This window comes from Streptomyces sp. NPDC058751, from assembly GCF_042746485.1.
In the GTDB taxonomy this organism is placed as follows: Bacteria; Actinomycetota; Actinomycetes; order Streptomycetales; family Streptomycetaceae; genus Streptomyces.
On the sequence record NZ_JBHYPZ010000069.1, the window covers coordinates 1 to 22,941 of the forward strand.

The following is a 22,941-nucleotide window of genomic DNA, read 5'->3' on the forward strand; positions in this document are numbered from 1 at the left end:
CCCCGCCGCCGCCCGGGCGGCCCCCCCCCCCCCCCCCCCCGCGCCCCCCCCCCCCCCCCCGGGGGGGGGGGGGGGCCGGGGGCGGCACCCGCGGCCCCCGGGGGCCCCCGCCCCCGCCTACCGCAACCTCGTCGTCGCCACGATCGGGTTCGCCATCACCTTCTGGGCGTGGAACCTGATCGCGCCGATCGCCACCCCCCTGGGCGAGAAGCTCTCGCTGAGCTCCTTCCAGCAGTCGCTGATGGTCGCCGTCCCCGTGCTCGTCGGCTCGCTCGGCCGGGTACCCGTGGGCGCGCTCACCGACCGTTTCGGCGCGAAGATCATGTTCCCCCTCGTCACCGCGCTGACCATCGTGCCCGTCCTGCTGCTCATCGCCGTGAAGGACTCCTACGCGGGCCTCCTCGTCGTCGGGTTCTTCCTCGGCATGGGCGGCACGACCTTCGCGATCGGCGTCCCCCTCGTCAACTCCTGGTTCCCGCCCGCGCGCCGTGGCTTCGCCATCGGCGTGTTCGGCGCGGGCATGGGCGGGGTGGCACTGTCCGGCTACTTCACCCCGCGCATCTACAAGCACGGTGAGAGCCTGCCGTTCGTGGTGCTGGCCGTCGCCCTGGCCGTGATGGCCGTCGTGGAGTACTTCCTCCTCGCCGACCGTCCCGACCGCGTGGTCCCCACCACCCCGCTGGTCGCGCGACTGGCCGACGCCGCCCGGCTGCGGGTCACCTGGGAACTCGCGGCCCTCTACGCGATCGGGTTCGGCGGCATCGTCGCGTTCGGCGTCTACCTGCCGACCTACCTCAAGACCTGGTACGAGCTGTCGCCGACCGACGCCGGTACCCGGGCGGCCGGTTTCGCGCTCGTCACCGTGATCTTCCGCCCGATCGGCGGCTGGCTCTCCGACCGCGTCCACCCCGCCGTCGTCACGTCCTGGGCACTCGGCATCGTCGGGGTCATGGCGGTGTGCCAGGCGTTCGAACCCCAACTCGTCCCGGGCGGAACCGTCTTCCTCCTCGTGACGGCGGCCGGTCTCGGCACCTCCAGCGGCAGCGTCTTCGCGATGGTCGCCCGGGTCACACCGCCGCCGAAGGTCGGCAGCGTCACCGGCATCGTCGGCGCGATGGGCGGACTCGGCGGCTTCGTCCCGCCCCTCGTCATGGGCGCCGTCTACAGCGCCAAGAATTCCTACGCCATCGGCTTCATGCTGCTGTCGGACCTGGCCCTGGCCGGCTGCGTCTACGCCTTCGGGCGCATGCGCGACGTGGGCCGGGACCGCACACCGGCCCAGACGGTCTGAGAGGGCCGGGACCGCACACCGGCCCGAGCGGCTCGGGAGGGTTGCCGGCCGAGACCGTGTTCCGCCCGGAACCGCGGAGCCCGCGATCCCCGGCGTACCCGCGATCCCCGGCGTCCCCGTGTCCACCGGACCGCATCCATCGGACCGTCTTCGCCGGACCGCGTCCGGCGGGTCAGCCGGCCGGGCGGTCCAGCGGGTTCGCCCGGACGCGTTCGGCGAGGCCGCCTCGGACCGACGCGGCCGGCGAGCTCCGCGGCTTGCGGGCGGCCTGGTCCTGGAAGCAGGCCAGGAACTCGTCCGCGAGCCCCGCGCGCGGGTACCGGGCCAGTACCTCCGCCTGGAACCCGGCGGTGAAGTCGTCCAGGTGCCGCCCCGAGATGTCCACACCGGTGGCCCGCTCCAGCAGATGGCCCTCCGGGTCCTCCCGCACGTCCACCGCGTCCCACATGTGCCGGACGATGACCTCCGACAGCCGCTGCCGGCGCTCCGCCGGCCACCCGGCACCCGCCGCGAACACCCAGGCCACGTGCCCGCCGGCCACGTCGAAGTCGACCGTGTGACTGTCGAACTCCGCCACCAGCCCGATGTCGTGGAGCAGCGCGGACACGTACAGCAGCTCGGCGTCGTGCTCGATGCCGCGCTGCGCGGCGTACGCGGAGGCCCACACGTAGGAACGCACCGAGTGGTTGAGCAGGGCGGGGGAGCAGTAGGCGGTGGCGACCTCGAGGGCGGCGGCGCAGGCGGCCGTGTCGGGGGCGACGGGCACGGTCAGGGCTTCGGGAGTGCTCGGAACAGTCATGCCGCCGAGTATGCCTCCCCGCCCCGGTCGCCCTCCGGCTGCCCGGGACCGCAACTCCCTTGACCGAACCGGCCGTTGCACGGCCACCGCCTGCCGCCTGCCGCCCGTCGGGGGCGACCCGCCTCAGCCCCGGGAGCCCCGGAGAAGTCCCGGGACGGCGTCGGCCCCCTCCCGGGCCCGCGCCGAAGCGGACCGGAAGGGGGCCGACGCCGTCGGACCGTCAGATGTCCCGGAAGATCTCGATCTGCGCCCCGATCGAGTTCAGGCGCTCGGCGAGGTCCTCGTAGCCGCGGTTGATGACGTACACGTTCCGCAGTACCGAGGTGCCGTCCGCCGCCATCATCGCGAGCAGCACGACCACGGCGGGCCGCAGCGCGGGCGGGCACATCATCTCGGCGGCGCGCCAGCGGGTCGGGCCCTCGACGAGGACCCGGTGCGGGTCGAGCAGCTGGAGCCGGCCGCCGAGGCGGTTGAGGTCCGTGAGGTAGATCGCCCGGTTGTCGTAGACCCAGTCGTGGATCAGCGTCTGGCCCTGCGCGGTGGCCGCGATGGCCGCGAAGAACGGGACGTTGTCGATGTTCAGGCCGGGGAACGGCATCGGGTGGATCTTGTCGATGGGCGCCTCCAGCTTGGAGGGCCGCACCGTCAGGTCGATCAGCCGCGTACGGCCGTTGTCCGCGAAGTACTCGGGCGTGCGGTCGTGGTCGAGGCCCATCTCCTCCAGGACCGCGAGCTCGATCTCCAGGAACTCGATCGGCACACGGCGCACCGTCAGCTCCGACTCGGTGACCACGGCGGCGGCGAGCAGGCTCATCGCCTCGACCGGGTCCTCGGAGGGCGAGTAGTCCACGTCGACGTCGATGTTCGGCACGCCGTGGACGGTGAGCGTCGTGGTGCCGATGCCCTCCACCCGTACGCCCAGGGCCTCCAGGAAGAAGCACAGGTCCTGGACCATGTAGTTGGAGGAGGCGTTGCGGATGACCGTGACGCCGTCGTGGCGGGCGGCGGCGAGCAGCGCGTTCTCGGTGACCGTGTCCCCGCGCTCGGTCAGCACGATCGGCCGTCCCGGGGAGACGGACCGGTCGACCTGGGCGTGGTAGAGACCCTCGGTCGCGGCGATGTCGAGACCGAACCGGCGCAGGGCGATCATGTGCGGCTCGATGGTGCGGGTGCCGAGGTCGCAACCGCCCGCGTAGGGCAGCTTGAAGGCGTCCAGGCGGTGCAGCAGCGGGCCGAGGAACATGATGATGGACCGCGTGCGGATGGCGGCCTCGGCGTCGATCGACTCCATGTCCAGCTCGTTCGGCTGCACGATCTCGAGGTCGACGCCGTCGTTGATCCAGCGGGTGCGGACGCCGATCGAGTTGAGGACCTCCAGCAGGCGGTAGACCTCTTCGATCCGGGCCACCCGGCGCAGCACCGTGCGCCCCTTGTTCAGGAGCGTCGCGCACAGCAGTGCGACACAGGCGTTCTTGCTGGTCTTGACGTCGATCGAGCCGGACAGACGACGTCCGCCGACGACGCGCAGATGCATCGGACCCGCATATCCGAGCGAGACGATCTCGCTGTCCAGCGCCTCACCGATCCGGGCGATCATCTCAAGGCTGATGTTCTGGTTGCCGCGCTCGATGCGATTGACGGCGCTCTGACTGGTGCCGAGTGCCTCGGCGAGCTGCGACTGTGTCCAGCCCCGGTGTTGCCGGGCGTCACGGATGAGCTTGCCGATACGTACGAGGTAGTCGTCTGCCATGGCGCGACCGTATATCGGATGTGAGATAAACAAAAACGGAGCGCGGCCTTCCGTGTGGCCGGGGTCACCGGGCAGTGTTCGAGGGGCAGTTCGGGTGCCCGTGCCGGTGCGACGACGGAGCCCGCGGGGTGCCGGCCGGCTCCGCGGGCCCGTGTCGCCGTCGCCGAATGCCATGAAAGAGCGCTCGCGTGACGTTTGGTCGGAATTAGGCTCTTTGTCGCCTTTGCTTCACTTCGCCCTGCGTGTCGTCCTGCGCCACCCGAACGGTCCCGGGAGGTCCATCGACGTCGTCCTGCGTCCGGTGCTGCTGTGGGTGCGCTTGGGTCCGTGGCGTCCGCCCGTGGTGATGGACCACGACTTGCGGTTGATGTTGAGCCGCACCCCGGGGAGGATGCGGAAGCTCTTGCGGAAGGTGAGCGGCATGGGTGCCCCCTGTGTCGGTCGCCCCGGGACGTTCCCGGCGTACACCGGGTACCCCGGAACGGCCCGGGTGTGCCAACTCTCCGGCGACGGGGCGCTTTCGGGCGGTACGGGCATTCCCCTCGTGTGTGGGCGAGCGGAGCGCTCCGGGCGGGCGGAACGCCCGGGACGAGGGGGTGCCCCGGACATGCGGGCGCCCGGACATGACCTGCCCGCCCCCGTGTACTAGAGTTATCTCGACATCGAGATATCTGCCGAGGCGTACCGCAGCAGCACGCCGCCATCGGTCCGACGGTAAGGGCTACCTAACTTAGCCTTACCTTAGCGGATCGGCCATGGCGTCGTGGCGGCAGGATGCGGTGGGAACGCGCACATCAATGAAGGAGACTGTCGTGTCGGCGAACAGCTTCGACGCCCGCAGCACGCTGCAGGTGGGCGACGAGTCGTACGAGATCTTCCGGCTGGACAAGGTGGAAGGCTCGGCTCGCCTTCCGTACAGCCTGAAGGTCCTGCTGGAGAACCTGCTCCGCACGGAGGACGGCGCGAACATCACCGCCGACCACATCCGTGCCCTCGGCGGCTGGGACTCGCAGGCCCAGCCCAGCCAGGAGATCCAGTTCACGCCCGCCCGCGTGATCATGCAGGACTTCACCGGCGTGCCCTGCGTCGTCGACCTCGCCACCATGCGTGAGGCCGTCAAGGAGCTCGGCGGCGACCCGGCCAAGGTCAACCCGCTCTCCCCGGCCGAGCTGGTCATCGACCACTCCGTCATCGCCGACAAGTTCGGCACGAAGGACGCCTTCGGCCAGAACGTCGAGCTGGAGTACGGCCGCAACAAGGAGCGCTACCAGTTCCTGCGCTGGGGCCAGACCGCCTTCGACGACTTCAAGGTCGTCCCGCCGGGCACCGGCATCGTCCACCAGGTGAACATCGAGCACCTGGCGCGCACGGTCATGGTGCGCAACGGCCAGGCGTACCCCGACACCCTCGTCGGCACCGACTCGCACACCACGATGGTCAACGGCCTCGGCGTGCTCGGCTGGGGCGTCGGCGGCATCGAGGCCGAGGCCGCGATGCTCGGCCAGCCGGTCTCCATGCTGATCCCGCGCGTCGTCGGCTTCAAGCTGACCGGTGAGCTGCCTACCGGCACCACCGCCACCGACCTGGTGCTGACCATCACCGAGATGCTGCGCAAGCACGGTGTCGTCGGCAAGTTCGTCGAGTTCTACGGCGAGGGCGTGGCCGCCACGTCGCTGGCCAACCGAGCCACCATCGGCAACATGTCGCCGGAGTTCGGCTCCACCGCCGCGATCTTCCCGATCGACGGCGAGACCCTGAACTACCTCAAGCTCACCGGCCGCTCCGAGCAGCAGGTCGCGCTCGTCGAGGCGTACGCCAAGGAGCAGGGCCTCTGGCTCGACCCGGCCGCCGAGCCCGACTTCTCCGAGAAGCTGGAGCTCGACCTCTCCACGGTCGTCCCCTCGATCGCCGGCCCGAAGCGCCCGCAGGACCGCATCGTCCTCGCGAACGCCGCCGAGCAGTTCAAGACCGACGTCCTGAACTACGTCTCCACCGCCGACGAGGCGGGCGAGGAGTCCTTCCCGGCCTCCGACGCCCCCGCCGCCTCCAACGGCGTCCCGTCCAACCCGGTCACGGTCACCGCCCCCGACGGCACGACCTACACGATCGACCACGGCGCGGTGACGGTCGCGGCCATCACCTCCTGCACCAACACCTCGAACCCGTACGTCATGGTCGCCGCCGCGCTCGTCGCGAAGAAGGCCGTGGAGAAGGGCCTGACCCGCAAGCCGTGGGTCAAGACCACCCTCGCCCCGGGCTCCAAGGTCGTCACCGACTACTTCGACAAGGCGGGGCTCACCCCCTACCTCGACAAGGTCGGCTTCAACCTGGTCGGTTACGGCTGCACCACCTGCATCGGCAACTCCGGCCCGCTGCCGGACGAGGTCTCCAAGGCCGTCAACGACCACGACCTCGCGGTCACCTCGGTCCTCTCCGGCAACCGGAACTTCGAGGGCCGCATCAACCCCGACGTCAAGATGAACTACCTGGCCTCCCCGCCGCTGGTCGTCGCCTACGCCCTCGCGGGCTCCATGAAGGTGGACATCACCCGCGACGCGCTCGGCACCGACACCGAGGGCAAGCCGGTCTACCTGGCCGACATCTGGCCCTCCGAGGCCGAGGTCAACGACGTCGTGGCGAACGCCATCGGCGAGGACATGTTCAGCAAGTCCTACCAGGACGTCTTCGCGGGCGACGCCCAGTGGCAGGCGCTGCCGATCCCCGAGGGCAACACCTTCGAGTGGGACCCGCAGTCGACGTACGTCCGCAAGCCCCCTTACTTCGAGGGCATGACGATGGAGACCACCCCGGTCTCGGACATCGCCGGCGCGCGCGTCCTCGCCAAGCTCGGCGACTCGGTCACCACCGACCACATCTCCCCGGCCGGTGCGATCAAGGCCGACACCCCCGGAGGCAAGTACCTCACGGAGCACGGTGTCGAGCGCCGTGACTTCAACAGCTACGGCTCGCGCCGCGGCAACCACGAGGTCATGATCCGCGGTACGTTCGCCAACATCCGCCTGCGCAACCAGATCGCGCCGGGCACCGAGGGCGGCTACACCCGCGACTTCACCGTCGAGGGCGCGCCCGTCGCGTTCATCTACGACGCCTCGCGCAACTACATCGAGCAGGGCATCCCGCTGGTCATCCTGGCCGGCAAGGAGTACGGCTCCGGCTCGTCCCGCGACTGGGCCGCCAAGGGCACCGCGCTCCTCGGCGTCAAGGCCGTCGTCGCCGAGTCGTACGAGCGCATCCACCGCTCGAACCTCATCGGCATGGGCGTCCTGCCGCTGCAGTTCCCGGAGGGCGCGAACGCCGAGTCCCTCGGCCTGACCGGCGAGGAGACCTTCTCCATCACCGGCGTCGAGGAGCTCAACGACGGCACCACCCCGCGCACGGTGAAGGTCACCACCGACACCGGCGTCGAGTTCGACGCGGTCGTCCGCATCGACACCCCCGGCGAGGCGGACTACTACCGCAACGGCGGCATCATGCAGTACGTGCTGCGCAACCTGATCCGCAACTGAGCGGTCCGGTGACGCAGTCGTAGGGCAGCTCCGGCAGGAGTCGAGGGCCGCATCCCCGGTGACGGGGGTGCGGCCCTTCGCCGTCCGGTTCTTCGCCGTCCGGCCCTCCGCCTGGCTCCCGCCCCACGGCTTCCCTCTGCCCGGTTCCCGCCTCAGGGCCCGCACCCCCGCGGCGCCCGGACGGGTGCGCGCGATGCGCCGGGCGTTTACAGGGGTTCCCGGGCGCGCTACTTTCCGAGTGAGGTGGGAGCGCTCCCATATGGACGGACCGGAACCCGCCCCGGAACCGCTCCCGCCTCGCCCCTGATCCCGCACGCCCTTACGGAGGGATCCATTGTCATGCACCTAACAACATCGAGGCGTTCGGCGGGAGCGCGGCCGCTCGGCCGATCACGGCTCCCGGGCCGCCGCCCGTCCCCCGTCCTGGTGCTCCTCGCCCTGCTGGCCGTGCTCCCGGCCCTCGCCCTGATCGTCATGACCGGCGACCGGGCGGAGGCGCACGGCACCCCCATGAAGCCCGCCAGCCGTACGTTCCTGTGCTGGCAGGACGGGCTGACCGACACCGGCGAGATCAAACCGGTGAACCCGGCCTGCAAGGCGGCCCAACAGGTCAGCGGGACCACGCCGTTCTACAACTGGTTCTCGGTGCTGCGCTCGGACGGCGCGGGGCGCACCCGCGGCTTCGTCCCCGACGGCTCGCTGTGCAGCGGCGGCAACACCAACTTCGCGGGCTTCGACCAGCCGCGTTCCGACTGGCCGCTCACCCATCTCACCGCGGGCGCGACCGTCGACTTCACGTACAACGCCTGGGCCGCGCACCCCGGCTGGTTCTACGTCTACATCACCAAGGACGGCTTCGACCCGACCCGCACCCTCACCTGGAACGACATGGAGGCCCAGCCGTTCCTCACCGTCGACCACCCGCCGCTCCACGGCACCCCGGGCACGGTCGAGGCCAACTACTCCTGGAGCGGCACGCTGCCCGCGGGCAAGACCGGCCGCCACATCGTCTACGTGGTCTGGCAGCGCTCGGACAGCGCGGAGACCTTCTACTCCTGTTCCGACGTCGTCTTCGACGGGGGCAACGGCGAGGTCACCGGCGTCCACGACCCGGGCAACCCGACCGAACCGCCGCCCGGCACCTGCTCGGCGACCCGGCGCACCACCGGCACCTGGCCCGGTGGCCACCAGTCCGAGGTGACGGTCACCAACACCGGCACGGTCCCGATGCTCGGCTGGATGGTCGACTGGACCCTGCCGGGCGGACAGTCGGTGGCCAGCCTGTGGAGCGGCAACGCGACCTACAGCGGTCAGGACGTGATGGTGCACAACGCCGGCTGGAACGGCTCGCTGAGTCCGGGCGGCAGTACCACGTTCGGCTACGTCGTCTCCGGCTCGGGCGGCGATCCGGCGACGGACCTGCCCTGCCGGGTCGGCTGAACGAGCGGAGCCCGGGGGTGGACGGGCGGGCGGGTTCGGACCCGCCCGCCCGGTCCGCGGACCCGGACGCGGCGGGGGAGGCCCTGTCCGGGGTGGTGCGGCTTGTGGTGACCGGTGCGCACGACAACGTTGTCGAACGGTCTGCCCACGACTCTACCGCCCCAACGGACAACGATGTCAAGCATGTTGACGGCCGACCTCGGGGGAGAGGGCGGTGCCGGGCGCCCCGACGGCGGTGGGCCGTCGGAGTGTGCTCCGGGCGCGCCACCGGCGGCGCAGGCGGTCTTCCGTGGTACCCGTGGCGCACGTTACTGTCCCTGCGGCTTGTGCGACCCGTGCTGCGCGACCCGTCCGAAGGAGGAGGGGCCGCGTCATGCGTTTCCGTCCGTCATCGTTACTGCTGGCCGTCGCCCTGACGGTCGCCGGCGCCACCCCGGCGCTCGCCGCGCCCCCGTCGGGGCCGCCGGAAATCGTCCAGGACCCCACCGCGTACGTCGACCCGCTCATCGGCACCAGGAACGGCGGCAACGTCTTCCCCGGCGCCGTCACGCCCTTCGGCATGCTCTCCTGGAGCCCGGAGAACACCCGCGGGGACGCCACCCGCACGGCCGCGCCCGGCGGTTACCACTACGACGCCACGCGCATCCGGGGCTTCAGCCTCACCCACATGTCCGGAACGGGATGTGCGGGCGGCAGCGGCGACATCCCGTTCTTCCCGTACGCGGGCGAGGTCACCTCGTCCCCGGCGGCCGACACCAAGGACGCCGTCTACGCCTCCGGGTTCGCGCACTCCGGCGAGCTGGCCGAGCCCGGCCACTACAAGGTGGGGCTCGCCTCCGGGGTGGGTGCCGACCTCACGGCGACCGCGCGCACCGGCTCGGGCCGCTTCACCTTCCCCGCCGACAAGCCCGCCTCGATGCTGATCCGCACCGCCAACTCCGAGGTCGGGTCGACGGATTCGACGGTGCGCATCGACCCGGAGACCAGGACCGTCACGGGCTCCGTCACCTCCGGCAACTTCTGCGGCTACCTCGACCCCGAGGGCCGGCGCTCCTACTACACCCTGTACTTCACCGCCCGCTTCGACCGCGCCTTCAAGAACACCGGCACCTGGCGGGACGACCGGCTGAGCCCGGGAACCACCGAGGCGAGCGGCGGCACCGGAGGCTTCGCGCAGGGCGGCCGGCCCCTCGCGGGCAAGGGGGCGGGCGGCTACGTGGAGTTCGAGCCGGGCACCGACCCGGTGAACGTCAAGGTCGGCATCTCCTACGTCAGCCAGGAGGGCGCCACCGCCAACCTGGAGGCCGAGAACCCGCCGTCCCGCTCCTTCGCCTCCGTCCAGCGCGCCGCCCACCGGGCCTGGCGCGAACGCCTCGGCGCGATCGGCGTCGGCGGCGGCACCGACGGCGACCGCACCACCTTCTACACCGCGCTCTACCACTCCCTCCTGCACCCGAACGTCATCAGTGACGCCGACCGCAGATACCGGGGGCCCGACGACAAGGTGCACACCGTCGGCCGGGGGCACGAGGCGCAGTACGGCACCTTCTCCGGCTGGGACGTCTACCGCTCCCAGGTCCAGCTGCTGACCCTGCTCGACCCGGACACCGGCTCCGACATCGCGCAGTCGCTCCTCGAACTCGCCCGGCAGAACGGGGGAGTGTGGGACCGCTGGCTGCACGGCGCGAGCGGCACGCACGTCATGAACGGCGATCCGTCGGCGCCGGCCCTCGCGGGCATCCGCGCCTTCGGCGGCACGGACTTCGACCTGGACGGCGCGCTCGACTCCCTGGTGAAGGCGGCGACCGTGCCGACCGAGAAGGACCTCTCACCGGCGGGCAAACCGGTGCTCTCGGTGGGCCAGCGCCCCTCGCTCGACAAGTACCTCGAACACCACTACATGCCGTCCGTGTCCAACGCCTGGGGCGGCGCGGCCGAGACCCTGGAGATGTCCGGCGCGGACTTCGCGATCTCCCAACTGGCCAGGGCGGCGGGGGAGAAGAAGACCGCCGCCGACTTCGCGACGCGTTCGCAGTGGTGGCAGAACAACTTCAACATCGCGGCCGATCCCGGCGGGGGCTACATCGCCAACCGCAAGGCCGACGGGAGCTGGGTCACCGGCTTCACCCCGGCGACCGGCAACGGTTTCGTGGAGGGAACGGCGGCCCAGTACACCTGGATGGTGCAGCACGACCCGGCGGGCCTCTTCGCGGCCATGGGCGGACGCGACGAGGCCCTCGGCCGTCTCGACACGTTCTTCCACAACGCCGACGGAAGCTGGGCGTTCACCGGCAGCGGCGGCGACAAGTCCGAGATGGACAACGAACCGTCGATCAACGTGCCGTACCTGTACGCCTACGCGGGAGCGCCGTACAAGACGCAGGAGACCGTCAGGGCGGCCATGACCCGGCTGTGGTCGACGCGGCCCGAGGGCATCCCCGGCAACGACGACCTCGGTGAGATGTCGTCCTGGTACGTCTTCTCCGCGCTCGGCATGTACCCGCAGGTGCCCTCCCGCGCCGAACTCGTCCTGGCCTCACCGCTGTTCCCGAGGATCGAGATCGAGCGTCCGGGCGGCGCCGACATCGAGATCCGGGCCCGGGGCGCGGCCGCGGACAGCCCCTATGTCCAGTCGCTGCGGGTGGACGGCCGTACCAGCGGCAGGCCCTGGCTGCCGGCCTCCTTCGTCCGTGAGGGCGGCACCCTCGACTACACGCTGTCCGCGACACCCGACAAGGGCTGGGGCAGCGCCGAGGCGGCCGCGCCGCCGTCCTTCCGCACGGGCGAGCAGCCGTACCAGATCGGCGTGGGCCCGACCGCGGCGACGCTCCCGCCCGGCGGAAGCACCGCGCTCGACATCCGCGCCCTCGCCCTCGGCGGGGGCGCCGGGCCCGAGGTCCGCTTCCGGGTGGAGACGCCCCCGGGGGTGACGGCGAACCCGGCCGAGGGCACGGTGGGCGACGGTGCCCAGCGGATCGCCCTCACCGCCGCCGAGAACGCCGAGCAGGGGTTCTACGACGTCAAGGTGACCGTGACCTCCGGCGGCACGTCGTACACGCAGCCGGTGGCGCTCACCGTCGCGGCCCCCGGATCGCTCCTCGCGGCCTACGACAACACCGGTGTCTCGGACGACACCGGGGACCACTCCGAGGCCGACTACGACGGCGGCGGCTGGAGCTATTCCCGTCAGGCCCTCGCCGAGGCGGGCCTGACCCCGGGCGGCCGGGGAACGGTGGACGGTCTCTCCTTCACCTGGCCGAGCTCTCCGGCCGGCCGGCCCGACAACGCCTCGGGCACCTCGCAGACCATCGAACTGAGCGACCCGGTGAGCCGGTTGTCCTTCATCGGCAGCGCCGTGAACGGCAACCAGAAGACCACGGCGACCGTCACGTACACCGACGGCGGCACCGACTCCGTCGACCTGTCCTTCACCGACTGGACCGTCGGCGGCGGGGGCGGCACCGTCCAGTACGGCAACGAGACCGTCGCGAGGACCGCGTACCGCAACGTCGCGGGGGCGGACAAGGACCCGGTGGCCACCTACGTCTTCGCCACCAGGCCGTTCACGGCGCCGGAGGGGAGGACGATCAGGAGCGTCAAGCTCCCGGACAACGCCGACCTGCACGTCTTCACCCTCGCGGTGAGCCGGTGAGCCGGTGAACTGACCGGCACGAGAACGCCCGTGCACGAACGCGGGGCGGGCCCGGAGTCTCCTCCGGGCCCGCCCCTTTTTCCACCGGGTGAGGCTCAGGCCAGCAGCTCCACCTCCGCGAGGGTCGCCTCGCCGTCGAGCACGAGACGGTAGTGGGCGTACGAGCCGGGAGTCGCGACCGTGAACGCCCGGGTCTGCCTGTCCCAGGGGAAGGACTCACCGGAGCGCTTGTCGAGGTCCGTCCACGTGGTCCCGTCCGACGAACCCTGGAGGGTCCACCCGGTCGGCGCCTTCGTGCGGTCCGCCGAGGTCAGCGTGTACTGGACCCCCTCGGTGTCGCCGCCGACCGGAAGGCCGACCGAGGTGAGGGCGGCGTCCGTCGCCGAGGTGTTGTCGAAGAGGGCGCCTTCCTTCTTCAAGGTGTCCGCGCGGGGCGAGGGCACCTCGTCGTCCTCGGTGACCGACACCGGTGCGGCGTCCTTGCCGGTGCCCCACTTGGACGGCTCGGCGCCCATGTCGAACTCCAGCACCCCGCCACGGGAGATCAGCGAGTGGGGCAGCGAAGTCGAGTTCCACCGCTTGCCGTTGAACCGGACGCCCTGCACGTACACGTTCTTCGCGCTGTTGCGCGGGGCCTTGACGACCAGGTCGCGGCCGTTCTCCAGGTGGACGGTCGCCTTGGTGAACAGCGGTGAGCCGATGGCGTATTCGCCGCTGCCCATCACCAGCGGGTAGAAGCCGAGCGAGGAGAAGAGGAACCAGGCCGACTGCTCGCCGTTGTCCTCGTCGCCGTGGTAGCCCTGTCCGATCTCGCTGCCGGTGTAGAGGCGGGAGAGGACCTCGCGGACGTTCTTCTGGGCCTTCCAGGGCTGTCCGGCCGCGTCGTACATGTAGTTGACGTGGTGGGCCACCTGGTTGGAGTGCCCGTACTGGCCCATCCGCACGTCCCGGGCCTCGGTCATCTCGTGGATCACGCCGCCGTAGGAGCCCACGATGTCCGGAGAGGCCGTCTCGGGAGTGGAGAAGTACGTGTCGAGCTTCTCCGCGAGCCCGGCGCGGCCGCCGTACAGGTTGGCGAGACCGCGCGAGTCCTGCGGCGCGGTGAACGCGTATCCCCAGCCGTTGGTCTCCGTGTAGTCGTGACCCCACACGCGCGGGTCGTACTTGGCGGAGTCGACCCGCCAGTCGCCCTTGGTGTCGCGGCCCTGGAAGAAGCCGGCCTTGGGGTCGAAGAGGTTCACGTAGTCCCGGGAGCGGTTGAGGAAGTAGTCCGACTCCTCCTTGTAGCGCTTCTCGCCGGTCTTCTCGTAGAGCGCCTTGCCCATCTCGGCGATGCCGTAGTCGTTGACGTAGCCCTCCATGGCCCACGACAGGCCCTCGTGGGTGGAGGTGTTCGTGTAGCCGAGGAAGGGCGAGGTGGCCATGCCCTTGCGGCCCACGCCGGAGGCCGGCGGGACGACGGTGGCGTTCTTCAGGGCCGCCTCGTACGCCGACTTCGCGTCGAAGCCGACGCCCTTGACGTACGCGTCCGCGAACGCCACGTCGGAGGAGGTGCCGGTCATCAGGTCCGCGTAGCCGGGCGAGGACCAGCGCGACGTCCAGCCGCCGTCCTTGTACTGCTGCACGAACCCGTCGACCATCTCACCCGCCTGACCCGGTGTCAGGAAGGAGTAGGCGGGCCAGGTCGTCCGGTAGGTGTCCCAGAAGCCGTTGTTGACGTACACCTTGCCGTCGACGATCTTCGCCCCGGTGTGGGTCGGGGTGTCCGGACCCGGCATCGCGGAGAACGGCGAGGCGTACTGGTACTTCGAACCCACCTTCTCGAAACCGGAGTTCGGGTACAGGTAGAGCCGGTACAGGCTGGAGTACAGCGTCGTGAGCTGGTCGGGCGTGGCGCCCTGGACCTCGACCTTGCCGAGGATCCGGTCCCACTGCTTGCGGGCGTCCTTCCTGACGGCGTCGAACGACGTGCCCTCCGGGATCTCCTGGCTCAGGTTGTCCCTGGCCTGGTCGATGCTGATGAGCGAGGTGGCCAGGCGCAGGGTGACGGTGTGGTCGGAGCCGGGCTTGAACCGGAGGTAGCCCTTGACTCCGCTGGAGGAGCCCTCGGTCACGGGCGCGTCGAAGGTCCCGTAGACGAACAGCCGGGTGGCGCCGGTCGACAGGCCGGACTTCACGTCCGAGTAGCCGGTGACGACTCCCGCCGAGGTGTCCAGCGTCAGGCCCGCCTGCTCGGTGACGTTGTCGAAGATCACGCTCGCGTCGTCGCCCGGATAGGTGAAGCGCAGGGCGGCGGCGTGGTCGGTCGGGGCCAGCTCCGCCTTGAGACCGTTCTCGAAGGTCACCCCGTAGTAGTACGGCCGTGCGGTCTCGTTCTCGTGCCGGAAGGCCAGTCCACGGGCGGTGCGGCCGGTGTCCGGGGTGCCGGAGGCGGCCGAGGGCATCACCTGGAAGGTCTGCCGGTCGCCCATCCAGGGGCTCGGCTCGTGGCTCGCGCTGAACGCCTGGATCGTGGGCAGGTTGTCCGCGTTGTTGGCGCGGGCGTAGTCGTACAGCCAGCTCAGCGAGCCCGCGTTGGTCACCGGCGTCCAGAAGTTGAAGCCGTGCGGTACGGCCGTCGCGGGGAAGTTGTTCCCGCGCGAGAAACCGCCGCTGGAGTTGGTGCCGCGGGTCGTGAGCGCGTAGTCGGCCAGATGTGCCGCCGGCTTCTGCGGAGCGGCCCTCCTGAGCGAGACGTCGTCGAGCCAGCCGCGGAACTTCGCGGGGCCCTTGGGCGAGTCGTACGCGAGCAGGATCCGGTCGACGGTCTTCCCGGCCGCGACGGAACCGATCCGCGAGGTGACGTTGTTCCACTGGTTGACGTACAGCACCTTGGCCGCGCCCTGGCCCTGCGGCGTCAGCGCGAACCCGTGCTGGTCCAGGGCCTTCAGGCCGCTCAGCGAGGTGCCGTCGGTGAACACCAGGTCCACGGCCACGTTCGTGGCGTCGTAGTCCCGGTCGCCGTCCGCCATCGACGGGAAGACGCGGTACGCCAGTTCGGTGTCGCGCCCGACGGCGACGTTCACGTCGAACACCTTGTTGTACGAGTACGCCCGGCCGTCCCCCTTGTGGGTGCCGGCGTAGCGCAGGGCCCGCTTGCCCGTGAAGCCCGCGCCCGCCTTCGCGGTCGGCGAGCCGCTCGGCCCCCGGTCCACGAGCGAGAGCATGTCCTTGGGCGCCGGGTCGTCGCTCTCGCCCGTCGAGAACTGGACGTCGGCGATCTGGAGGACGTCACCGGCGTTGTTCTTCGTGATGTCGAGCCGGAAGTACCGGTACTCGGCGGGGTTCTCGATGCCGTACGACTTCGTCTGGAACCGCTCGCCGAAGGACTCGCCGGAGCGGGTGTCGAGGGTCTTCCAGTCCTTGCCGTCGGTGGAGCCCTTGAGGGTCCAGTCCTCGGGGTCGCGTTCGTCGTGGTCGTTCGCGGACGTGAGCGCGTACGTGGCCACCTCGACCGGCGCGTCGAGGTCGAACTCCACCCAGCCCGTGGGCGCGAAGGTCAGCCACTTGCTGCTCGGTTCGCTGTCGACGAGGTTCTCCTTGACCTCGCCGGCGCCGGTGTGCTCGCCGCTGGCGCGCACGTCGGTGACGTGGTCGGTCACATTGCCGGGGATGCCGGTGCTGTAGCCGCCGTCGACCCCCGAGGACCGCTTCGTCCCGTCGGGAGCGGTGTCCACCGTGTTGAGCCAGTCCGGGGCCGGATCGTCCGACTCGAACGAGGAGGCGAACTCCCGGTCGGGCTTGGCCGCTTGGGCCGGCAGGGCGACCGCGACGCCCTGGGAGGCGGCTAACAGGGAGAGCGCCGCCACCCCCAGCGCCGCCGGGGAACGCCATCCGGTCCGCCGCGTGGAACTCCGTCTGTATCGAGCTCTGTGCTGCATGCGCGAGCACCCTCCCTGCACGTGGACAACGTTGTCAAATTCGATGCGCAAGGACCATTTGGGCGGCAAGTTCACAGGGATGTCAAGGGTGTTGGGTGTGGCATCCGGGGTGAATGCCGTGCGACGAACCGTGCATTGCGTTCATTGCGGGAGGTCGGCGTCCGGTGGATCTTCGCCGGGGTGGTCCGCGGGTGCCCCATATTTCCGTGAGGTCTCAACTCGGAAAAGACCGGCGGCCAAACGTGCATTCGATCTTGCTCCGCTGGCGGGAAGTGGACTATACCTGTCGCGTCCGGCCAGTCGATCGACTGGCTCCGGGCAGGCAGGACCCAGGGGGAATTTCGCCGGACGGTAGAGCGTGGGTCATACACGTGATGCCGGTCCGTCCTGGTGAAACCCCCACGCACGACCCCAGCTTGAACTGACCGCGGTGCCGGGGAGGATCCGGTTCACCGCCTGAGTCCTGGAGAAGGCGAGGACTTGAGCATGGGATCCACTTCCGCCGAGAACAACAGCCCCGAGGGTGTCGGCCGCCGCGACCTCATCAAGAGGTCGGCCGCACTCGGCCTGATCACCGTCCCGACGATGAGCTTCCTGTCCGCGTGTGCGAGCGGCGGGGGCGACGACGACAACTCCGGCGACAAGGGCACCGGCAAGACCAGCAAGGACAACCCCTTCGGCGTGAAGAAGGGCAACGGCAAGCTCGACGTCGTCGTGTTCAAGGGCGGCTACGGCGACGACTACGCCAAGGCGTGGGAAGCGGCGTTCGACAAGAAGTGGGGCACCAAGAGCGCCCACACCGGTACCCAGGAGATCACCGGCAAGCTCCAGCCGCGCTTCAACGGCGGCAACCCGCCGGACATCGTCGACGACTCGGGCGCCCAGCAGATCAAGCTGGACGTGCTCTACAAGAACGGCCAGCTCCTCGACCTGGCCGCGGTCCTCGACGCCCCCTCCATCGACGACCCGTCGAAGAAGGTCCGCGACACCCTGATCCCCGGCACGCTCGACCCGGGCCTCCAGGGCGGCAAGGTCGTGGCCCTCAACTACATCTACACCGTGTGGGGGTTGTGGTACTCGGGCAAGCTCTTCAAGGAGAAGGGCTGGGAGGTGCCCAAGACCTGGGACGACTTCCTCGCCATCTGCAAGGACGCCAAGTCGCAGGGCATCGGCGGCCTCGCGCACCAGGGCAAGTACCCGTACTACATCAACGTCGCCATCATGGACCTGATCGCCAAGCAGGGCGGCCTGGACGCCATGAAGGCGATCGACAACCTCGACCCGAAGGCGTTCGTCGGGTCCGACGCCGCCAAGGCGGCCATCGAGGCGGTCTACGAGGTCGTGGAGAAGGGCTACTTGCTGGCCGGCACCAACGGCCTGACCCACACCGAGTCGCAGACCCGGTGGAACCAGTACAAGGCCGCGTTCATCACCTGTGGCTCCTGGCTGGAGAACGAGCAGCTCAAGCAGACCCCGGCCGACTTCGACATGAAGTTCATGCCGATGCCGAGCCTGCCGGGCGACAAGCTGCCGTTCGAGGCGATCCGGGCCGGCTCGGGCGAGCCGTTCATCATCCCCGCGAAGGCCGCGAACCTGCCCGAGGCACAGGAGTTCATGCGCTCCATGCTCTCCAAGGAGTGGTCGACGCTCTTCGCCCAGAAGGCCAACTCGCTCACCATCCTCAAGGACGGCGTGTCCGACGGCGTGCAGCTGCGTCCCGGTACGCAGTCCACGGTCGAGGCGTCCAAGGCCGCGGGCGACAACTCCTTCAACTACCTGTACCCCAACTGGTACAGCGAGATGGACGTGGCGATCCAGAACGCTTCCAACGAGCTGATGTCCAAGCGCATCCAGCCGAAGGAGTGGCTGAAGAAGGCCCAGGCGGCGGTCGACAAGGCGGCCAAGGACCCCGCGTCCAAGAAGAACCACCGCGACTGATCACGTAAACCCGGAAAACCAGGGTCACGCACACCCGGAACACCAGGGGCAGGATGCCATGCGAAAAGGGCAGTACCGGTTCGTCGCGGGGTTTCTCCTCGCACCTATGGCGCTGTATCTGATCTTCGTGATCTGGCCTTACCTACAGACCATCGGTTACTCCTTCACCGACTGGAAGGGCCAGTCGCAGACGTTCGGTTTCGTCGGCCTGGACAATTACGAGGAGTTGTTCCAGGACGACGTGTTCCTCTCGGCGATCTGGCACAACATCCTGTTCCTGGTGTTCATCCCGGTGATCACCATCCTGCTCGCCCTCTTCTTCGCGTTCATGGTGAACGCGGGCGGGCGGGGTGGCGCCGGCGGCGTCCAGGGCGTCACGGGATCCCGCTTCTACAAGATCGTGTACTTCTTCCCGCAGGTGCTGTCGCTCGCGATCCTCGCGGTGCTCTTCGGAGCCGTATACCGCAGTGACGGCGGCGGTCTGCTCAACGGCCTGCTGATCAAGCTCGGCCTGGTCGACGGCGACAGTCCGATCGAGTGGATGAACGAGCCGAACCTGGTGCTCTGGTGCCTGATGGCGGTCGTCGTCTGGCACGGCGTCGGCTTCTACCTGGTGCTGTTCTCCGCCGCCATGCAGTCCATCCCGAAGGACATCTACGAGGCCGCGCTGCTGGACGGCGCGAGCCGCTCCCACACCTTCTTCCGGGTCACCCTGCCGCTGCTGTGGGACACGGTGCAGACCGCCTGGGTCTATCTGGGCATCATCGCGATGGACATGTTCGTCCTCGTCTCGACCATGACCCAGGGCACCGGCTACGGCGGCGGGCCCGACCACCACAGCGAGGTCATGGCGAACGTCATGATGCGCAACTTCCTCTACTTCGGGAAGAGCGGCTACGCCTGCGCCATGGGCGTCGTCATGCTCCTCCTCACCCTGATCCTGTCCGTGGTCACGCTGCGCGCCACCCGCCGCGAGCGCATCGAGTTCTGAGCGGGAGACACGACTATGAGCGCACCCATCACGGAGCCGGCGAAGGTCGACGGCGCCGGAGTACCCCCGCAGCGAGGCGCCAGGAAGGCGCCGCCGCGGCCGGGCGACAAGCGCACCGAGGGCATGGCCCTCAACGTCTTCTCGCACGGGTTCCTCGCCCTCTGGGCGGTCCTCATCATCCTGCCGCTGCTCTGGCTGGTCCTGAGTTCCTTCAAGACCGACGCGCAGATCGGTGGGTCGGCCCTCAGCTGGCCCTCGAACTGGCAGCTCGACGTCTTCGGCCGGGCCTGGAACAAGGGCATCGGCGACTACTTCGTCAACACCCTGATCGTCCTGGTGTTCTCGGTCCCGCTGACCATGCTGTTCGGCGCGATGGCGGCGTACGTGCTGGCCCGCTACGAGTTCCCGGGCAACCGGATCGTCTACTACTTCTTCGTCGGCGGGGCCATGTTCCCCGTCTTCCTGGCCCTGGTGCCGCTGTTCTTCATGGTCAAGCGCCTCGACATGCTGAACACCTACCAAGGCCTGGTCCTGGTGTACGTGGCCTACTCGCTGCCGTTCACGGTGTTCTTCATGCACGCCTTCTTCCGGACGCTGCCCACCGCGGTCTTCGAGGCGGCGGTGCTCGACGGGGCCTCGCACACCCGGGCGTTCTTCCAGGTCATGCTGCCCATGGCCAAGCCCGGACTGCTCAGCGTCGGCATCTTCAACGTCCTGGGCCAGTGGAACCAGTACATCCTGCCCTCGGTGCTGATGCAGCCGCAGACCAGCTCGGACCCGGAGCGCTACGTCCTGACCCAGGGCCTCATCCAGCTCCAGCAGCAACAGGGGTACGCCACCGACCTGCCCGTCCTGTTCGCCGGCGTCACGATCTCCATGGTCCCCATGCTGATCGTCTACCTGTCCTTCCAGCGGCAGGTCCAGGCAGGTCTTACTTCGGCGACGCTCAAGTAACGAATCGTCCCGTCCGCCGCATGCGCCACCTCTGCCCCGGGGGTGGCGCATGTGTGTCCGGGTGAAGCCGGGACCCGAACATGACTGTGCGGCCCTGATTTCCGTCAAGGACTTGACTGCGGTAACCCGTTCAGCGGAGCTTGGAGTTCACAACTTGTAAGTGACCGGGGTCCCGTTGACGTGACCCGGGTCACACGGGCGGCATCGGGGCCGCCCGGCTATGGGCAGGAGTGGATGAGTCGATGGAGACTCCGGGGTCGCAGTCGTCGCTGCACCGAGCCAATCTGGAGCGCGTCGTGCGGGCGGTGCGGCTGGCCGGTTCGCTCACACAGGCGGAGATCGCGAGGGCGACGGGCCTGTCGGCCGCGACCGTTTCCAATATCGTCCGTGAACTCAAGGACGGGGGAACCGTCGAGGTCACACCCACCTCGGCGGGGGGCCGCAGGGCGCGCAGCGTGTCCTTGAGCGGGGACGCCGGGATCGTCATCGGCGTCGACTTCGGGCACACCCATTTGCGCGTCGCGGTCGGGAATCTGGCCCACCAGGTGCTGGCCGAGGAGTCTGAGCCGCTGGACGTGGACGCCTCCGCCGCGCAGGGCTTCGACCGGGCCGAGGAGCTGGTCAGCCGCCTGATCGCGGCGACGGGTGTCGACCGTTCCAAGATCGCGGGCGTGGGGCTGGGTGTACCCGGCCCCATCGACGTGGAGTCGGGCACCCTGGGGTCCACCTCGATACTGCCCGGCTGGACCGGCGCGAGGCCCGCCGAGGAGCTGCGGGGGCGGCTCGGCGTGCCCGTCCACGTGGACAACGACGCCAATCTTGGCGCGCTCGGCGAGATGGTCTGGGGCAGTGGCCGCGGGGTCCGCGATCTCGCGTACATCAAGGTGGCCAGCGGGGTCGGCGCGGGCCTGGTCATAGAGGGCAAGATCTACCGCGGCCCAGGTGGCACAGCGGGAGAAATCGGGCATATTACACTTGATGAATCCGGCCCGGTCTGCCGTTGCGGCAACCGCGGCTGTCTGGAGACCTTCGCGGCGGCGCGTTATGTGCTGCCGCTCCTCCAGTCCAGCCACGGTACCGATCTGACCATGGAGGGCGTGGTCAGGCTGGCGCGGGACGGAGACCCGGGCTGCCGTCGGGTGATCGCCGACGTCGGCCGCCACATCGGCAGTGGAGTCGCGAATCTCTGCAATTTGCTGAACCCGAGTCGAGTGGTCCTCGGCGGCGATCTCGCCGAGGCCGGCGAGCTCGTCCTCGGGCCCATAAGGGAGTCTGTCGGCCGTTACGCGATCCCCAGCGCCGCTCGTCAACTCTCGGTGTTGCCAGGGGCACTTGGGGGCCGTGCGGAGGTGCTCGGGGCGCTCGCTCTCGCACTCAGCGAGATGGGTGATTCAACCCTTTTGGACGGTTCTCTTTCGGCCGGTACCCCTGCCTTCACTTAGAGAACGCATGGCACCGTTGCCATCTCGTTAAGTATTTACTTCTTGACGTCGCACGTGTGGCCGAGTTGACTCCAGTCCACCTCGGCCGCAACGACGCGGCCTCGTCAGGGAGGTTTGAGAATGAACACGCAGATGCGTCGTGCCGCCGTTGCCGTTGCCGCCGGTGCAATGGCTGTCTCGCTGGCCGCTTGTGGCAGCGCCAAGGAGTCCAAGGGCGGCGACAGCTCCGCCAGCTCCGAGAAGAAGGGCGACGCGATCAAGGTCGGTCTGCTCCTTCCGGAGAACCAGACGGCTCGTTACGAGAAGTTCGACAAGCCGCTGATCGAGGCGAAGGTCAAGGAGCTCACGAACGACAAGGGCGAGGTCGTCTACGCCAACGCCAAGCAGGACGCGAGCACCCAGAGCCAGCAGGTCGACACCATGATCACCAACAAGGTGGACGTGCTGATCATCGACGCTGTCGACTCCGCCGCGATCAAGAACTCGGTCCAGAAGGCCAAGGACGCCGGCATCCCGGTCGTGGCCTACGACCGCCTCGCGCAGGGCCCCATCTCGGCCTACACCTCGTTCGACAACAAGACCGTCGGCAAGACGCAGGGTGAGGCGCTCCTCGGCGCGCTCGGCTCCAAGGCCAAGTCCGGCAAGATCGTCATGATGAACGGTTCGGTCACCGACCCGAACGCCGCTCAGTTCAAGGCCGGCGCCCACGAGGTGCTCGACGGCAAGGTGAACGTGGGCAAGGAGTACGACACCAAGGAGTGGAAGCCGGAGAACGCCAACGCCAACATGGAGGCGGCGATCTCGGCCCTCGGCAAGAAGAACATCATCGGTGTCTACTCCGCGAACGACGGCATGGCCGGCGGTATCATCACCGCGCTGAAGGCCGCCGGCATCAAGGTTCCGGTCACGGGCCAGGACGCCGAGCTCGCGGGTGTGCAGCGCATCCTCGCGGGTGAGCAGTTCATGAGCGTCTACAAGCCGTACGCCCCGGAGGCCGACGCGGCCGCCGAGCTGGCCGTCGCGCTCGCCCAGGGCAAGTCCCTCGACTCCGTCGCCAAGGACAAGGTCGACAGCCCGACCGACAAGCAGATCCCGTCCCTCCTGGTCCCCGTCACCTCGCTGACCAAGGAGAACATCAAGGACACGGTCGTCAAGGACAAGCTGTACACGGTCGAGGAGATCTGCACCCCGGCCTACGCCGCCGCCTGCAAGAAGGCCGGCCTGCAGTAAACAACCG

General features: G+C 69.2%; 13 protein-coding genes. 9 read left to right on the plus strand and 4 right to left on the minus strand.

Annotated elements, in window-relative coordinates; genetic code table 11:
- Positions 1 to 142: 142 nt before the first annotated feature.
- Positions 143 to 1,291 (plus strand): nitrate/nitrite transporter, encoded by a 1,149-nt coding sequence (locus ACFW6B_RS38970; protein WP_386604292.1) that lies wholly within the window; start codon positions 143 to 145, stop codon positions 1,289 to 1,291.
- A gap of 172 nt (positions 1,292 to 1,463) precedes the next feature.
- Here the strand turns inward: ACFW6B_RS38970 and ACFW6B_RS38975 are convergent, their stop codons facing one another.
- From ACFW6B_RS38975 to ACFW6B_RS38985, 3 genes are all read right to left on the minus strand, one after another.
- Positions 1,464 to 2,090: an HD domain-containing protein gene (locus ACFW6B_RS38975; RefSeq protein ID WP_386604250.1), complete on the minus strand. Its 627-nt coding sequence runs from the start codon at positions 2,088 to 2,090 to the stop codon at positions 1,464 to 1,466.
- Positions 2,091 to 2,310: 220 nt separating this feature from the next.
- Positions 2,311 to 3,840 carry a helix-turn-helix domain-containing protein gene (locus tag ACFW6B_RS38980; RefSeq protein ID WP_386604252.1) on the minus strand — a complete coding sequence of 510 codons (1,530 nt, stop codon included), beginning with the start codon at positions 3,838 to 3,840 and terminating at the stop codon, positions 2,311 to 2,313.
- Positions 3,841 to 4,068: 228 nt separating this feature from the next.
- Positions 4,069 to 4,263, minus strand: a complete 195-nt coding sequence (locus ACFW6B_RS38985) for a DUF4236 domain-containing protein (protein WP_386604254.1) — start codon at positions 4,261 to 4,263, stop codon at positions 4,069 to 4,071.
- A gap of 389 nt (positions 4,264 to 4,652) precedes the next feature.
- Here ACFW6B_RS38985 and acnA point away from each other — a divergent pair, with 389 nt between their 5' ends.
- From acnA to ACFW6B_RS39000, 3 genes are all read left to right on the plus strand, one after another.
- Entirely contained in the window at positions 4,653 to 7,367 is a 2,715-nt protein-coding gene (acnA, locus tag ACFW6B_RS38990) for an aconitate hydratase AcnA (protein ID WP_386604255.1), read from the plus strand.
- 339 nt (positions 7,368 to 7,706) lie between these two features.
- Positions 7,707 to 8,807, plus strand: a complete 1,101-nt coding sequence (locus ACFW6B_RS38995) for a lytic polysaccharide monooxygenase (protein ID WP_386604257.1) — start codon at positions 7,707 to 7,709, stop codon at positions 8,805 to 8,807.
- A 373-nt stretch (positions 8,808 to 9,180) separates the two neighbouring features.
- The gene (locus ACFW6B_RS39000) at positions 9,181 to 12,459 is read left to right on the plus strand and encodes a GH92 family glycosyl hydrolase (RefSeq protein ID WP_386604259.1); all 3,279 of its coding nucleotides are present in this window, start codon (positions 9,181 to 9,183) and stop codon (positions 12,457 to 12,459) included.
- A 95-nt stretch (positions 12,460 to 12,554) separates the two neighbouring features.
- On the opposite strand, the gene ACFW6B_RS39005 is transcribed toward ACFW6B_RS39000, so the two are convergent.
- Positions 12,555 to 16,379: a GH92 family glycosyl hydrolase gene (locus ACFW6B_RS39005; protein ID WP_386604261.1), complete on the minus strand. Its 3,825-nt coding sequence runs from the start codon at positions 16,377 to 16,379 to the stop codon at positions 12,555 to 12,557.
- Positions 16,380 to 16,865: 486 nt separating this feature from the next.
- On the opposite strand from ACFW6B_RS39005, the gene ngcE reads away from it, so the two are divergent.
- The 5 genes from ngcE to ACFW6B_RS39030 all read left to right on the plus strand — a co-directional run bounded on the left by ngcE (position 16,866) and on the right by ACFW6B_RS39030 (position 22,934).
- Entirely contained in the window at positions 16,866 to 18,317 is a 1,452-nt protein-coding gene (ngcE, locus tag ACFW6B_RS39010; protein WP_386604263.1) for an N-acetylglucosamine/diacetylchitobiose ABC transporter substrate-binding protein, read from the plus strand.
- A gap of 58 nt (positions 18,318 to 18,375) precedes the next feature.
- Positions 18,376 to 19,308: a carbohydrate ABC transporter permease gene (locus ACFW6B_RS39015; protein ID WP_386604265.1), complete on the plus strand. Its 933-nt coding sequence runs from the start codon at positions 18,376 to 18,378 to the stop codon at positions 19,306 to 19,308.
- A 15-nt stretch (positions 19,309 to 19,323) separates the two neighbouring features.
- Positions 19,324 to 20,262: a carbohydrate ABC transporter permease gene (locus ACFW6B_RS39020; protein WP_386604267.1), complete on the plus strand. Its 939-nt coding sequence runs from the start codon at positions 19,324 to 19,326 to the stop codon at positions 20,260 to 20,262.
- A 242-nt stretch (positions 20,263 to 20,504) separates the two neighbouring features.
- Positions 20,505 to 21,704, plus strand: coding sequence for an ROK family protein (locus ACFW6B_RS39025; RefSeq protein ID WP_386604269.1), 1,200 nt, complete (start codon positions 20,505 to 20,507; stop codon positions 21,702 to 21,704).
- A gap of 132 nt (positions 21,705 to 21,836) precedes the next feature.
- Entirely contained in the window at positions 21,837 to 22,934 is a 1,098-nt protein-coding gene (locus ACFW6B_RS39030; protein WP_386604294.1) for a substrate-binding domain-containing protein, read from the plus strand.
- Positions 22,935 to 22,941: the final 7 nt, after the last annotated feature.